Here is a 15,445-nt window from a genome sequence, read left to right on the forward strand (position 1 = left end):
ATATAAGCAAATATCCTTACAGTTTAATGAAGATGGCAGCATAATCGTCCCAGAAGATGGGATTGTTGTCCATACAATTTCCTGTGATGAAAAACCCGGAATACAGGCGATTGCAACGACCGGAGATGACCTGCGTCCAACAGCGGATACAGGATGTGTTTACCGTGACGCAGAATATAAGCGTTTAGGGACTCTTTCCTTATTGGCAGGAATTGCTCTGCTGACTGGGGAAGCGATTCCACTGGTCAGCGAGAGTCATAAAAGCTCAGATTTTATCAATCTGTTGAAGAAACTGGACAATAAATATCCAGAAGGGGATGTGATACGCATCATATGCGATAACCATTCTGCCCACAAGTCCAAGGAGACAAAAAACTATCTTGCAACGTGTCCGGAGGGACGATTTGTCTTTGTGTTTACGCCCACACATGGATCATGGTTAAACATGATAGAAAGTTTCTTTAGCAAGATGACAAAGCAGATGTTAAAAGGAATTCGAGTCAAATCAAAGGAGGAACTCGCTGACCGCATATACCTGTGTTTTGAAGAGGTCAACAGGGAGCCAGTTGTATACCATTGGACTTATAAAATGGATGAAATAAGTCAGGATGAAGCCGTTAAAGCTGGCATAAAATCAAATGCTAATTAGGCCAGTTATTAATTATTCGATGTACTAGTGGAATATAATGGGGCGCAGAGTATTCTGGCGGGGACCAGCCTGTCCTTGGATCCCCTGGACATGATTCGCTTATACAGCTTCCGGTTCCGGATCGAATGCACATTCCAGGAAAGGTAACGGAAGCGGTCCGCGCGATTGAAATGCATATGGCTTTGTCGTGTATTGCAATGGGGACGGTTCAGGCTCTGGCAATCCGCTCAGAAGGAAAGATTCGCTCCGAACAAATCCGTTACCAACGCACCCCATCAAAGGAGAGAGTGTCGGAAGGGGCCATGATGTGTTATCTACGGAAATATATTTTTCATTTTATGGGTCAAAGCCCCGAATTACGCATAACACAATTAATTCAGGAAATGCAGGATACGTCAGTAATTGATAAGGATTTACTGGCTTCTTAAGCATATAAACTTTTTACTGTCCAGTATAATCTGCTCTTTGGAAAGGCGCTCCTTTACCGGAACCTCATAATTTGCCTTTGTAATTGCTGCTGTAATTTTCTGTGCATCAAACTTCACTTCAGAGCCGCTTCCCTTAATTATTTTCACCAGCCTTTTTCTTTAATAACACAAATAGCACCACATCTTGTATTTATTCGCAAGATGTGGTGCTAAATATTGTTATTATAACTTTGCTATTCCGTTCTATACACAGCTCATTAATCTCTGCCTTTTGCTTTAACCTGCAGATGCCTTAAAGCTATATACAGGTCTTATAATCTGTTCTATTTTCACCGTATCACCAATCACATCTACAATATCCTCCATCCGGCGGTAAGCGAACGGAGCTTCGTCCAAAGTTCCCCGACTGATACAGATAGAGTAAATACCCTGCATCTCCTTTTTAAATTCCGACACTGTATAATGCTCCTTCACCTCGCTCCTCTTGTACACACGTCCAGAACCATGGGGCGCAGAACAGTTCCAGTCCACATTGCCAAGCCCTTTCCCGAGAATAATACCGTCCCGCATATTCACGGGTATAATTACTCTCTCATCCGCATCAGCCCGGATAGCGCCCTTCCGCAAAACCGGCGTCTCACCCGAAAAATCTACATAATTATGAACACAGGAATAACTCTCCACAACACGCCACTTCATTCCCCGGACAATTTCGTCTACAATGGCTTCCCGATTTCTCGCCGCAAATTCCTGCGTAATGGCAAGATCATGAAAATAGTCATCCATAAGCCCGCCAGAAATACAGGCCATCTCATAGGGCGCATGGCCGCCCCGCTTCTTCATCTGCTGCTCCCTCTGCCCCTTTTTCAGATAATGATCCGTCACCTCTATGCCAAGATGCCTGCTTCCAGAATGGATAACAAGATACAAATTCCCCTCATCATCCCTGTCCACCTCAATAAAATGGTTGCCGCCTCCCAAAGTGCCAATGCTGGCCAAAGCCCTTACAGAATCAATGGCCTTATAACAGATAAGCTCCCCCAGATTAATCTTTTTGTATAACCTGTGAACGCTTTTGCGTACACTGCCACCCGAAGGCACATGTTCCCGTATCACCGTATCCAGCTTCTGGCACTCCAGGTTCTTGGCCTTAATCTTTGCCAAAGTCATTCCACACCCAATATCCACCCCTACCAAACTTGGAAGAATAGAACCGCCTACAGTCATAGTAAGCCCAATTGTGCCAACCTTACCTGGATGCACATCCGGCATCACCCGGATTTTGCTTCCAGCGGCACTTGGATGGTCGCAAATCATTTGTAATTGTTTCCTCGCATAATCATCAATTGCGTATTCCTCACAATTAGTCGTATAGACAATTGCGTTCGTATATTTGCCATATATAGTAACCATACTTATCTTCCTTTCCAAAAACTGCTATTTTATGACAGCTTTTCAGGCATTTTTCTGATTTTTGGCATCAAAAAAACACCTTTTAATAAAGGTGTCGACTATCCGGCAATATCCAAAACTGTTTGCAGAAAAAACGAACCAGAATGCAATCTTATCACTTATAAACCTTAATATTCCCTAACTATTATAAGTGACACAGCAGGACAATGACACCTTGTTTACCTGTTCATGAATGGGTTTAAAAGAATATTTTACTCGCTGCATATTGTCCTCCTTTTCCTTCTGGGTTTTAGTTACAGATACAAAGTTCGTGCTACTTTGTTTAGCAGATAGTATATCGGCAATTTCTGGAATTGTCAATAGAGGAATTGAGACTTGAATTGGTCTCCTGGATTATTTGGTTACTGTCCATTCCGTTACCAGTAACAGCAGCGTTTTCAACGCTGTATGCACACATTTTGCAAAATTCATGCAAAATGGCGCCACAAAACTCGTACTTTTGGCATAAAACATACCAAAAATCCTCGAATTTGGTCAATGTGTGAATAGTAACATTATTTGTTACTATTCACAGCTATTCTTTTGCAGCTTGCAAAAATAATATGCCTGTGCTATATAAGACATATCAAAGGAGCAACCACCCACAAAGCGGTTAGCCTCCCCGGATTATTGCTTATAAATAAGCCTGTTTCAAGGCTTTGTGGCACTTTTTATGCTATTAGGCTGTCAAACTCCCGCAACAGCCTGTTGTTTTAGGAATGTTAGCTTGACTAATAACGAAAGAAGAATATACTAAACTCAAAAAAGGAGTACACTATGAAAAAATTTGTCACAATGTTATACTGCACGTCGATGAAATATACAGTTAAACTTGCGTAACCAAAACATTTTGAGATATACTTAAAAAAGTCTTGGAGGTGCTGCCTTATGAAAAAAGAATCCAATCAAGAACATCATCTTTTAGAAATAAAGATTCCTGAAAATGCGGTTGATATTCTTCAGCAGGCGATAGGATTTCTGCAGCTATTTTTGCCGGTAACTTTAGCAAAAAGGTTTATAGCAATCATTTTCCTTGCCATCGGGATGCCTGTCAAGGACGCCGTAAAACTGACGGGGCTATGCGAAAAAAGTATGTGGACTTTGAAAAAACAGCTGCAGGAACAACCTGTGACCAGCCTAATGGCAATAAAATCTGGAAGCGGGCGGCAGGGGAAGTGTGCCAGAATCGAACAACAGATCCTTGCCGAGTTGGAAGCAGGCAATTACCGCACAGGAGATAGCGGATATGGTTGAAGATAAATTCCATATTAAGGTATCACGCTCCTGTATTGGGCGCTTTCTAAAAAAACGGCGTCAAATGGCTGAAATGTGGCTCACTTCCCGCTAAGGCAGACACTGAAAAACGGACATGGTTATAGGTGACATACGCATAGTGCTGAATATATCGTCACTCTGCAAGGCGGAGGAAAGAGGCGATGCAGTGGCACCGTTGATTGACAACAACGCAGCAGATGGCGATATAGGCAGTGCTGTTAGTTTGAATGTCAACGTGTCAGTACACTAGGCAGATATATCCTGACTATGTGGAAGCCAGACACAAGGAAGTATTTTCTATTTGTCCTCGACGCCCCATAAATGCCAATGCGGTTTAACGCAGGGAAGTTGCCAAACGGTCAGCAGCGAACTTTTGGCAGGTCATGGCATACCGCTGTACACACTTATGCTCTCACAATCACAAAGAGGATGCAGCAAAGACAGTTTGTGAATTGAAAAATCCCATGTTTTTCTGTATAATTGGAAAAAGAATTTAACTGAGAAACCGGAATTCTGATAAGAAACTTTTTATAGCATTTAATAACTATTATATCTTATCTTCAAAAAATCCGCAAACCCTTGAACATGCTAAATTTATAACAAATGAGTTTGCCCTTAGACTTTCCCTTGTATTATATCCTTTTCCCTCGTGTTCAAAACCTTATAAGGGCAAAAATAAGGGAAAGAAAAACATGTAACAAATTATAACATGAAACAAACAGGACAGAAAGAACTGATTGGAATGTTTTCTTCATTTCTCGAAAACACAAAAAGGAAAGGACAGATAAGAAATGAGTTTTATTTATGCAGCGTATAATGTATGTCGTAACTGTATTGATGTAACTACTTTTAACGGATATATTTTGCGGATAGATTGTAGCAAAGCGGAAGAAGGATTAAAAACAGCGCCCTGCTCCGAATGTGCCTTAAATGCTTTGGCAATAGATAATCCTCTTGAATATGCAACGCTGTATCTTGATGGTTGTATGCAGACATGGGTAGATGCAGAAGATTCATTGGAATTATAGTAAGATAGTCTTCTTTATATGGAGAACTGGTCAAAAGATAAACCAGTTCTCTCTTACATATTACTAAAGTTTCAGACCTGAAAGAGTATAATTGTCTTACATTAGCAAACAGACTTCCAAAACATTGCGATAAGGCTATGATTATAAAAAACTGAATGACTTAGGCTGTCTTCTTTCTGTCGAAAACATAATATCAATTTATGGCATTCCCATGTCAAGGAAGATGTAGAATATTTTTTAGAAATGGTATCGTATACCTTTCACAGCTTTCTGCATATCCAAGAGAAGAAATATTGCAGTTTCACAAAGTAGGTGAATTTGTTATGTCAGAAATTGATACTCTTTGTGAAAACTATGGGATTCAGATACGTTCCCTTTACTCCATTAGAGACATTCAGCGAATTTCAATTTCACACAAAAATATACCCGCCATTCTTTAGAAGTGATATATTCAGTGTAGATGATACCAGAAATAAATCTGCCCATGATTTATATGATATATGTGAGCAGGATTATTGCCTTACCATGAAAACATACTATGTACTAAAAAAAACGGTATTGCTCCTTGCAATCGGAATGTCCAATATTTGTTTAAGATTTTATCTCATAGAAATGCTGCTTTGCTATGGAAAAAATGTGGAATCAGCACAGTTTCACAACTTGCAGATTGCAGTGAACAGCATCTCAAAGTAGTATCTGACAGTGTTCCGCCGTTATCAGCATTGACTGAAACACTATCAGTAAATATACATATGGATAAGAGTGTAGATTGATTTACACTATTAAATCAGTCTTATATCATTTCATTCAAAACTATTTTAGCGGCTTTTCTTTATTCAGCAAGAAAAAAATGCTATACTGTAACCAATGTAAATACGAAAGGAGCAGGATATGAAAACATATATTAAAGACCTCAAACTTTCTTCGAAAGTCAAATTTGTCCTGTCATGGGGTGCGCAAATTACCAATGTTTCAGAATTTGAAGGATTTAATTATCTGATGTTCGCAAATAAATGTTCCCAAAATTGTAAATGAAAAATCCCAACCCACAACGAGGACGAAAATGTAAAGAACAAATTAAGCTCATTGTAATTTCATATGCAAAAGAAAGGATACAAATGGAAAAAAGAAACTTTGATAAAAGAATTTGTAAGAATAATGCTGGTCAGAAAAAAATTATGAGATATACAAGAATGTTTTCTATAGTCTTTGTTCTGACATTTTTCTTTTCTGCTATAGCTTATGCCCAACAAGAAAATAGCATTGTCATAGCAACCGGAGCAGTTGTTCCGCAGGACACACATTTACCTGCTGAATACCGATTTCCACAAGAGTATCAAGATTATGCGGTGCAATTTTTAACAGAAGATGGCATACCGTTGTGCGGCTATGTGTTAGGAGACGGCGAAAAAGGTGTTACTTTAGCACACGCAAACGGTTGGATGGTGAAAAGCTGGCTCCCGTTTGCCGAAAAACTGGTGGAGCAAGGGTATCAGGTAATTCTCTGGGAGTTTAGAAACAATGTTCCCTCTGGCAGTGCAACTGGCGATATGATAGAAAGATGGGATTTAGATGTGCAAGCTGCGGCTCAAGTTCTAAGAGAGCGCGGCGTGAAAGAAATTATTAGTATGGGGTGTTCATATGGCGGAACTGCCACAGCGGTTGCCGCTCCCTCTATTCCAGAATTGAAAGGGCTGGTTATCCTATCATCTCCTTGCTATAACCAGCAAATCGATCCTGCTGACGCTTTATCAAAAATTAAAGTTCCTGCTTTTTTTGCTGTTTCTACTGAAGACGGACAGGGGGCGCCCGGCATATATCAAAGAGAAGTAGAAGCTTTATATGAGGCTTGCGCCTCCAGCCAAAAGAAAATACATATCGTAGAGGGAGTTGATCACGGAACCGATATGATAACGGTTCCCGAAGATGGAACACTGGGGTATGCGACATTTCCAGAAACAGAGACACAATGTGAAAACAGAAAAGAGCTGGAAAAACAGTTGCTTGAATTTACAAATGCTATTTTCAGTGAAGTCAATGCGAGCACATCTTCTCCAAGTGTTGAAAATGAAAGCACTTTGGAAAGCGGATCAAATGAGTACGATATGGTTATTGGTGATGAAGAAAGTACCGAAAAATCAGTTTCGGGAAACATAATAGCTGTAATTATTGTGTTGTTAATCTTAGTGTTATGTGGAACAATGTTTTTGTCTGTGAGACATAGACGGCATCTTCAAAGGCATAGAAGACGCAAAAGGCGGAATCCACCAGAAAAATAGCAAAGCCTGCCCTAAAATGGCTTTCCTGCCCCAAATAAAGCCCTGTTTTCCTGCCACTTCAAATGCCTTGCTCTTCCCAGTGGCAACGGCATTTTTACGGCAATGCCAACAGAGCGAATAACAAAAAAGAGCAAACCACCAGAAATATATATTGGATCATTACATTATAGTAAAGTATTTGAATGATTGCATTTGCAAATTCCTCAATTGTCCTATGTATTTCCAGTAGTATAGATGTAAAATTGCTTGTTTATCAATAGATTTAAAGCATTTCCTCTGTATAATGGTCATTTCACTGTCCTATCCGCTGTCCTGTAAAATAGCTATGGGACAGTGGGAATCAGCTCATAAATCAGGTTTTTTACATGCTTACTGTCCAACTGTCCTATAAAATGGCACTTACTCTCTATATATATTATATACATACTATAATAATAAAATTTTTCTATACAATAATATTAAAATAATAGGACAGTAGGACAGTGCCCCTCCTTTTCCTGTACTTTTTTATTGATACATGAGGGTTTTTGCCGCTGTCCTATCCACTGTCCGATAGCCTTTTTACAGGACAGTAACTATGGCTGATAGGACAGTGGCGTCAGCCATAACTGACTACATTTCCATGTAGTGTTCTGCCTCTTCCTGAGAAAGATTGTATTCTTCCTGTATCTTCAGAAGGATATCATGGTCTGGTATGTTGAAGTATCTCAGAGAGGATACCATTTTTATAATTCCAATCTCTATGCCTTCTTCCCTGCCAATTTCTCTATTTTCACGGTCACGCATTAACAATGTCATATACTCATGCCTCCATTCTCTATTTTTCCGGGCATTCTTCACTGCCGCTTCCAGTTCATCCACAAATGGGTCTGCTGGTTTCTTCCCTGCTACATAATCCAGGAATGCTTTCAGTTCTGGGCTGACGTCTTCCATAGTCCCTTTGGCGCTTAGGAATATCTTAGTTGTCCCGTCCTCCAGGAAGATGTCTTTATCTTCCCTGCAGGTATTTTCAAATGTGTAGATATGCCTGCCCATGCCAAATTGGTCAAACAGACAGATAAAAATGATATAGCTCGGTTTTAATTTTTTGTACGATTCGCCTTTGTCAATCATCTGCATATCCAAAAGGCTCTGATAATATCTTGTTCTCTTTGGCAGCTCCTTTGACATAGCGACTTGCATTTCGATGTCATAAACAGTATTGTTGCTATCAGCGACGTACACATCCAAACGCACACTTTTGGCGTCTATGTCAGGACGTATCGTTTTTTGTGTTTCCGGATATTCTATATGGTCTATCTTTAACTGTGGCAGTATTCGCTGTAAAAGTCCTCTGCACAGCTTTGGGTCCTGCATGATTTTCCCAAAGATAAAGTCATTCGATATCTTTAATTCTTCCCACGCTGTGGCGTTAGTATTATAATTTCCCATTCTGTTTCCGCCTTTCTTTGGTTTGATTATAACATATCCGCGCAGCCGGATAAAGGGCTGTTTTGTATTTGACAGTTTATGCCGCAACAGCCGGAAGCCGGGCGCTAAGCACCCTCTGCTCCCAGGCTGTGATAAATGCCTCAACTTCCGGCGTCATGCTGCAGTTTCCTGTGCCCCGTACCTGTACCGCTTTTTGTCCCCGGACTTCAATCGTATAAAACGGTTTGCATTCATCGGCGCATCTCCGCAGGAATAATATGATGCATTCCTCCTCGGCTACGCGTTCCACATAACTGCCCACGCAGTGGTGCAGCGCATTTCCCTCGGCAACAATATCATCAGGCGTATCAGGATACACAATCTTCAAGCCGTCTTTCTCAAAGTCCAGCCGCCCGGAAAGCTGTTGGTATACGGCAGCAAAATCACGTTTGGTCAGTGTGTCTTTCTTCTGTTCGTAGCGGCGGGCTGTCTTATCATGTGACTTCTGCAGGTCTTTCGGGTACTGGACAAAGCTGTTTTTCATGTCGTATCCCATCCTGCGGCACATATCCAGGTAATCCCTGTATTCCGTCACCAAATCCTGCATCTCTTTGTAGCGTAATGGGCCGTGTGGCGTTTTCCGTAAACGCAGGAACGCATACTGACTTTCTATGTACCGGATAAACTTATGTACCGTCATATGCTTTAAGATGGGCGGGATGTTCTGTTTGACCTTATGTTTCAGCTGCCAAAGGAACAGCCTCTGTCGGTCTTTCAACCCTGCGTATCCTTGGAATGCTTTCAGCATATCCACGTTTGCATCCAGCTTACGCAGAAATTCCGTGTCCTCTGCCGCAATCCGCAGGATGCGGTGCGTCCGGTCCTGCGTTTCGTCCAGACAGTCCGAAGTATGGCGATAAACCATGTCTGACACAATATGATAGAAGCCTGTCTTAACCAAATGCTCCAGCCGTGGATGTTCCAGATATGCGGCGAGGAACGGCAATGCCTGTATCGGTTCGCGGTCATGGTTGTAGAAATCAGCAATGGGACAGTACTGCCAAAGCGTATTTTTGAGCGCAGCCGGAAGGTTTTTGTCAAAGACATGACCGCATGTGTCCGCCTCGAAGCTGTACTGCCACAGGCCGTACCCGCACCGTTCGCCTTTCTTCCAGTTCGTCAGGTTTCCGCTGTTACGCTGGTAATAATAGCATTCAAGGCATACCTTCCCACTTTCATCCTGACGGACAAACTGGCGGGCGTTCTCGTAAATCTGGATTTGGGGTGTGTCGCCCATATATGTGTAACGCGCTTTTATGATGCGTATTACCAGTCCGCCGCTGCCTGTATTCTGTATTACTTGGCAGGTGTCCCTGTCTGTCATGCAGTATCCACGGCGGGAGCGTGGCTTCATGACAAGCTCATGCATACAGTGCGGGCAAACTGCTTTGTCCCCCATTTTTACGTTTGACAATCGTATCTCATGGCCACATGCAGAGCATACGCCGGGAACATCCTTTCCGCCACGCTTATAATCATAAAAGAAATACGCAGGCATAACGGATTTGTGTATCCAGCTTTTCAGCCCACGGGGCAGGGCAGGCACGCATTCCATCCGCCTTACAATTTCCTGTTCCCGGATGCGCTGGCGTTCCTGCCTGCGACGCTCCTGTATGCCCGCCTGTGCTTTGAGCAGTGGTTTGAACCCACTGCCGGGACTGCTTTTAAAATACTTGCAGAGGCGCGTTTCATCCGCAGCAGAGTAAAAAGCGCACTTATCTTGAAAATCCCAGCTGTATCCCAGGTTATCAAACGCGGCTGTACGCCATGCCGTGCCGCCATTTTCCTTCTGGGCTAATGTTATGAAGTCTTCCCTGCTTTGAAAGACTGTATAGCATGGCTGGAAGCTCCCCTGCGCAGCCTGTGTGCGGGAATAGGCATACAGTACCAGTGTTTTGTGATGGCCAATAATCTTTACTGCCGTGCGGATGATATAGTCAATCTGCCCTGCATGGAGAAGTCCGCTGCCTTTTTTCATTTTTAAACAAGGGTCAGCGAATCTCCGGCATTCTCTTTTATTTAACATTTAAGACACCCCCGGTAAGCTCATTTGCTGATAATCATTTTTCTTCGGTTCCTGCTTTTTCTCTGTTTCCTTTTTGGCTGTTTTCTTTTTAGCTGCTTTCTTAGGCTTTGCAGTCCCTTTGGCTTTGGATACAGCATTGACATACGGACGTGGAGTGAACTTTTCTTCTTCCACATGGTCTTCCTGTGCGTCCGGGTCATTAAAATAATCAATGCTCCATTGATATACTAAATCGTCTGGGACGTCGCCGCCGTAAACTCCATTTTCCGGCTTGATGTCATTATCTTTCATTTCCTGTTGGAGATAATCTTTTGCCATGCGGTTGATATAATGGAAACAATGAATTATAGATTTGTGTGGATGCAGGGTCTTCCGGGCAAATGCCGGGTCTTTACTGCATACAGACTGCATATGCTCAGAAACACATTCCTTCATGTTCCGGCGGGTGAGTTTTTCTGTATCTACACGGACACGTTCTGTGGATGCGGATACTATGTCAGCGTCGCTCATGCTCTTAATTTTCTCAAGAGCAGCTTCCCTTTCCTGCTTTTTCGCAAGCTGTTTGGCTTCCCACTCTGCCTTGCGTTTTGCCTCAGCTTCTTCATGAGCCTTTCTCTTAGCGTCTTCTGACGCATCCAAAGGCTTTCCTGCTGGGATAGTGCGGTCAGACATATCCATTGTCAGTTCCTTTGCAGGTGGTTCTGATTGTGCCTGTGCAGATGGCAGTTCTTTTGCAGGAGCCTGTGCCTCTGCCTGTGATTTCTTTTCCGGCTCCGGGGATTTATCCTGTCCCGTCTGTAAAGTTGTTGTCTTTTCCTCTGGGACAGACTTATGCTGAATGTCAGGCTGCTGTGCCTGGATTGCCGGAGCTTTTGGCTTTACAGGCTGTGGCGCTGCTGATTTTGGCTGCTGTGACGGAGAAACAGAAGAGTTAAGCTGTGAAGTTGTAGCTTTAGGCTGTTGCGGACGGGATGCCGCAGCCGTTCTGGAAACCTGTGTGTTGCGGAATGGCACCGTGAATAAATCCAGTCCAGCCATATTAGTAGAATAGCTCATATAATAAATACCTCCTTTGCACTGTTGTGTTGATTGGTTAAATGAAATCCCGTACAGACATTCCGGGCGCATCCCAGGGGTTTGACGGAGAATAATCACGCTCTGTACAGGATGAATGACGTGGTTCTTCATTGATATATTCAGGCTCCCCCTCGGACTCTGGCCCATCTTCCGGATGTTTCAGCATCCCAATCCATTCGTCAAGCTGCTGGTCTGTATAATGCTTTTCAGCTTCTGCAATCTGTTCTTCTTTGCTCTGGTATCGGTTTACCCGACGGAGCAGAAGAACAGCTTTTAAAATCTTTAATTTCCTTTCCATATGAATCTCCATTCCCTGCCTGTACTCTGGCAGAATATTATTTATTAAGGCACCCGCAGCCCCCAAACGGGGGCTATTGATGTCCATAAAGCCTGATATTATGCTGCACTCTCGGACCCAGATACGCCGCCGATGTTAGGCTCTGCATCCAATTCAGTCAGACGTGCGGACTTAACGCGCAGCTCTTCTTCGTACTGGAACGGCTTATTGATTTCTGATTTAGCCGCTTCCTGCTGCTGGAGCAGGTTAGCCAGAGTTGTTTCATAATCTTTCAGACGTTCCGGTATTTTATCCAGTGCATTATCAATTCGTACCAGATTGCCGCGAGCATCCGTTCCCAACTCTACATTATAGGCAATGGCTCCTTTCAGGCTCAGTTTGTGGGGGAATCCGGTGAATTTGACGAATAAGCCAAACCCCCGGTAACTGCCAATAATCACTGGCTCTTCACTTGTCACATCCTGTATGGCATCCATCAGGGCTGTACCAGCATCCGTCTTGTCTGTATAGGCTGCGCCCAGTAACTCCATTCCGGCGAATCCTTCTGCCGGGTGAGGGTGCTGGCTTAATGTCTGTATATCGGCTGTTAAGCCAGCAATAAAGCCTTGCGCTTGTTGAATCTGCTCCGGGAAATGTTTTAACACATTGTCTTCCAGACGGTATTGTTTGCTCTGGTGGTCGGCTTTCATAATCTTCAAACGCGACACTTCCACGTCCAAATCCATACGTTCTTTAATGCGTGGGTCGCCAGCGCAGAGGGCTTTGATTTCAGCGAATGAGAGCGTAGCTTCGTCCACGTCTTCACAGCTTCGTACAGGGGATTTGCTGGTCATAATCTGGCTGATGAACTTTTGTTTATTTTCCACCGTCTGGTCGAGTAGGTCAGCGGTATTACTACCGCTTTCCCCTCTAAGAACCGTGCATGAGAGTTTCCCCTCACACGGCTCAAGCACTTATAAGCCCTGTCTCACCAGAGCCGGTTCATCAACGTTTTTCGAGTAATGCAGTTTTCTGTGACAGCCTGCGTCCACTAAAATTCTTGTTATCTTATAATCATTCCCCGTGGCTTCATGGATTCTGTACCCTTCCTCTACAGTGATAGCGCCGCCGCAAATAGGGCAGATTCCCTTTTGCGCTTTGTAGAGGGCGTTCAGCTTCTTTCTGCCTTTGATTTCACGAAACATTCTCTCCGTATCCCTTTCTTCAAAATATCCTGTAAACCTGTCATCAAATGGTGTCGCTTCTGATTTTGTTTTTAGCCACCTTACGATATTGGTGTCCGTGGCATATATCAGATTGAGTTCAAACGAATCCGGCATTTTAACGCTGAATGTCCAGCTTCTTGTGCCAATCCGTTTGAAATATTTCTTTGCTATCCATTTATGGCTCTTTTTAGGGTGTCTGCGTTTGCACCACTGCCATAGGCATCTCCACACATCAAAATCAAACCTTTCAAATGCCTGTGACGATACATTATACTTTTGGAAATTCACCCATCCACGGATGACCGGATTCAGCTTCCGTATCAAATCTTCCTGCTTCATGGACGGGTTTTTCTTGATTATCTCCCTTATCTTGCTCACTATGGCTTTATAATTCTTTTTGGACGGTTTCGTCAGAAGTTTGTCTTTGTACCACCTTATATTGCTTCCGAGAAAATCGAAACCATCTTCGATAGGGGTAATGGCTGTCTTTTCTTCCGACAGTTCCAGCCCCCTCTCTGACAGAAATTTCCGAATAATGGGAAGCACACCGTTTTCCAGAATCTCCCTGCTTTCGCCAGTGACAATAAAATCATCAGCGTAACGTACAAAGTTCACTTTCGGGAAATATGCTTTTCCATTTACTTTCGTTTTGTGGTATTTCTTTTTAATCTGGGCTTCCAGACCGTCTAAGACCATGTTACAGATAGTTGGTGAGATAGATGAACCCTGCGGGCTTCCCAAATCAGTCGGGAATAACTTCCCTGTTTCGATATACCCGCTTTTTAACCATTTCCGCAAAATGTCCTTATCCATTGGGGTGTGGCTTAAAATCCACTCATGGCTGACATTGTCAAAACAGCCTTTAATGTCGCCTTCCAGCACCCATTTTGGTGATTTTCCTTTATTCAGACAGGTAAAGCACTGCTCAATAGCGTCCTGCACACATCTTTTTGCCCGGAATCCATAGGAATTCGGGTCTGCCGTGGTTTCCGCAATCGGCTCTAACGCAAATTTATATAATGTCTGCATTGCCCTGTCCTTCATACATGGAATGCTTAACGGGCGCATTTTCCCATTTTTCTTCGGTATATACACCCTTTTTAGCGGCAGTGGCTGATAGCCCCTGCGTTTCAAGCTGAGAATTGCTTCGAATTTCAGTTTTGGGGTAGACCATAAAACTTTGTCTACGCCTGCTGTCTTTTTGCCTTTATTACTCGTTACTCTCCTTACGGCTAAAGCACGTCCATAAAAAGAGTGTGTGAGCAGCCACTGCAAGGATTTCACCTTGCCTGTCCTGCCCTGTTGAAGAGCCTTTACGATACGCATTTGCAGTTTTTTAACATATGCCTCGGCTTTATTCCAGTCAATGGAATCCCATGCCTTTGCAATGTCAGAAGTCGCACATGTTTTACCGTTCATTTGCTTTACTCCTTTCAAAAATTCTATAAACTCTCTCGTAATCAAGCACCCAGCGGAATTCCGCCCCCTTTCGGGCGGGGCAAATCTTGAACCCCTGTCCATCCTCATTACAAGTCCGGCATTCGCTTCTTCCGCAATCCTATACCCGCATTCCCAACGGCTTCCCTTACGGTCGGCTTGCCCATATGGGCAGGAATACGGGCTTGACATGTTCCACTTAACCAACAATTATTTGATAGTTTAGGTTCCGCCTTCTACTCCGGCAGTCATAATGTCCGTGTATTCCCACCTTGGAAAGGAATATCCGACTGCACACCTTTTGGTTCAAGCCTGTCAGCTGCTTTGGCTTGTTCAGCCTTAACGAAGCTTACGGCGGTTCAGTTAATTAACCATGCTATCAGAAAGCCTGCACCCTAACCGCATTGCAGCTCGCAGTTTCATCCGCCCCTCACGGTTTGGATTCCAAGTAGGGTTACGTTTATATCCGCTTCCGAACAGTGCCATTACTGGCAGAGCCGGGGATAGCGGCTTCATCCAACGGAATGGATGGTTTGGTCGGCATTGCCGCCAAACAGTTAAATTAAGCGACTTCGTGTCGCACCCAGAGGTACGCATCAAATGTTGCGTTTGTAACGTATCTGAAAACGTGTACTTTCGGGTTTCGGTTGCCCCTGCGTTCGATTCTGCCTTTTCTTTGAATCAGGTCAGTCGGTCATTTTTTGCGGACAGTTCAATACATACTATCCTTTTCTGTTCTCTGCTCCTACGTTTGCTCTCATTTGATTTCTCCCTCTGCACCTTTTTCGCACATATCGGGCAATATTTTGAGATAGCAGAGC

Annotated in this window: 11 protein-coding genes and 2 pseudogenes; 5 read left to right on the forward strand and 8 right to left on the reverse strand. The window is 43.4% G+C overall.

The features are described from left to right. Both E5329_RS25195 and E5329_RS25200 read left to right on the forward strand, forming a co-directional pair. Window positions 1-649, forward strand: a 649-nt coding sequence (locus E5329_RS25195) for an IS630 family transposase (protein WP_135991995.1), incomplete at its 5' end; no start/stop codon positions are given. A 21-nt stretch (window positions 650-670) separates the two neighbouring features. Further along, a pseudogene (locus E5329_RS25200) lies at window positions 671-1,077 on the forward strand (transposase); the annotation flags it as partial. Here E5329_RS25200 and E5329_RS25205 read toward each other — a convergent pair. Further along, window positions 1,063-1,224, reverse strand: a complete 162-nt coding sequence (locus E5329_RS25205; protein ID WP_135991997.1) for an ATP cone domain-containing protein — start codon at window positions 1,222-1,224, stop codon at window positions 1,063-1,065. The pseudogene E5329_RS25200 and the gene E5329_RS25205 sit on opposite strands and share 15 nt — an antisense overlap. A 129-nt stretch (window positions 1,225-1,353) precedes the next feature. Then, window positions 1,354-2,490 (reverse strand): RtcB family protein, encoded by a 1,137-nt coding sequence (locus E5329_RS25210; RefSeq protein WP_135991998.1) that lies wholly within the window; start codon window positions 2,488-2,490, stop codon window positions 1,354-1,356. Window positions 2,491-3,417: 927 nt separating this feature from the next. Between E5329_RS25210 and E5329_RS25215 the strand changes: the two genes are divergently transcribed. The 3 genes from E5329_RS25215 (at window position 3,418) to E5329_RS25225 (ending at window position 7,111) form a co-directional block, all read left to right on the forward strand. Then, window positions 3,418-3,783, forward strand: coding sequence for a COG3415 family protein (locus tag E5329_RS25215; protein WP_135991999.1), 366 nt, complete (start codon window positions 3,418-3,420; stop codon window positions 3,781-3,783). An 812-nt stretch (window positions 3,784-4,595) separates the two neighbouring features. After that, window positions 4,596-4,832, forward strand: a complete 237-nt coding sequence (locus tag E5329_RS25220) for a DUF6061 family protein (RefSeq protein ID WP_135992000.1) — start codon at window positions 4,596-4,598, stop codon at window positions 4,830-4,832. 1,118 nt (window positions 4,833-5,950) lie between these two features. Beyond that, entirely contained in the window at window positions 5,951-7,111 is a 1,161-nt protein-coding gene (locus tag E5329_RS25225) for an alpha/beta hydrolase (protein ID WP_168356770.1), read from the forward strand. 612 nt (window positions 7,112-7,723) lie between these two features. Here E5329_RS25225 and E5329_RS25230 read toward each other — a convergent pair. The 6 genes and pseudogenes from E5329_RS25230 to ltrA all read right to left on the reverse strand — a co-directional run bounded on the left by E5329_RS25230 (window position 7,724) and on the right by ltrA (window position 14,606). Next, entirely contained in the window at window positions 7,724-8,542 is an 819-nt protein-coding gene (locus E5329_RS25230) for an Rpn family recombination-promoting nuclease/putative transposase (protein ID WP_135992002.1), read from the reverse strand. A gap of 76 nt (window positions 8,543-8,618) precedes the next feature. Next, window positions 8,619-10,607, reverse strand: a complete 1,989-nt coding sequence (locus tag E5329_RS25235; RefSeq protein WP_135992003.1) for a PcfJ domain-containing protein — start codon at window positions 10,605-10,607, stop codon at window positions 8,619-8,621. Next, entirely contained in the window at window positions 10,608-11,663 is a 1,056-nt protein-coding gene (locus E5329_RS31110; protein WP_275443726.1) for a Cas9 inhibitor AcrIIA9 family protein, read from the reverse strand. It lies immediately after the preceding gene. A gap of 37 nt (window positions 11,664-11,700) precedes the next feature. Continuing rightward, window positions 11,701-11,982, reverse strand: coding sequence for a hypothetical protein (locus tag E5329_RS25245; RefSeq protein WP_135992004.1), 282 nt, complete (start codon window positions 11,980-11,982; stop codon window positions 11,701-11,703). A 125-nt stretch (window positions 11,983-12,107) separates the two neighbouring features. Next, window positions 12,108-12,854, reverse strand: a pseudogene (locus E5329_RS25250) (helicase); the annotation flags it as partial. An 81-nt stretch (window positions 12,855-12,935) separates the two neighbouring features. Further along, window positions 12,936-14,606, reverse strand: a complete 1,671-nt coding sequence (gene ltrA / locus E5329_RS25255; RefSeq protein ID WP_135992006.1) for a group II intron reverse transcriptase/maturase — start codon at window positions 14,604-14,606, stop codon at window positions 12,936-12,938. Window positions 14,607-15,445: the final 839 nt, after the last annotated feature.

It is taken from the genome of Petralouisia muris, from assembly GCF_004793545.1.
GTDB lineage: Bacteria > Bacillota > Clostridia > Lachnospirales > Lachnospiraceae > Petralouisia > Petralouisia muris.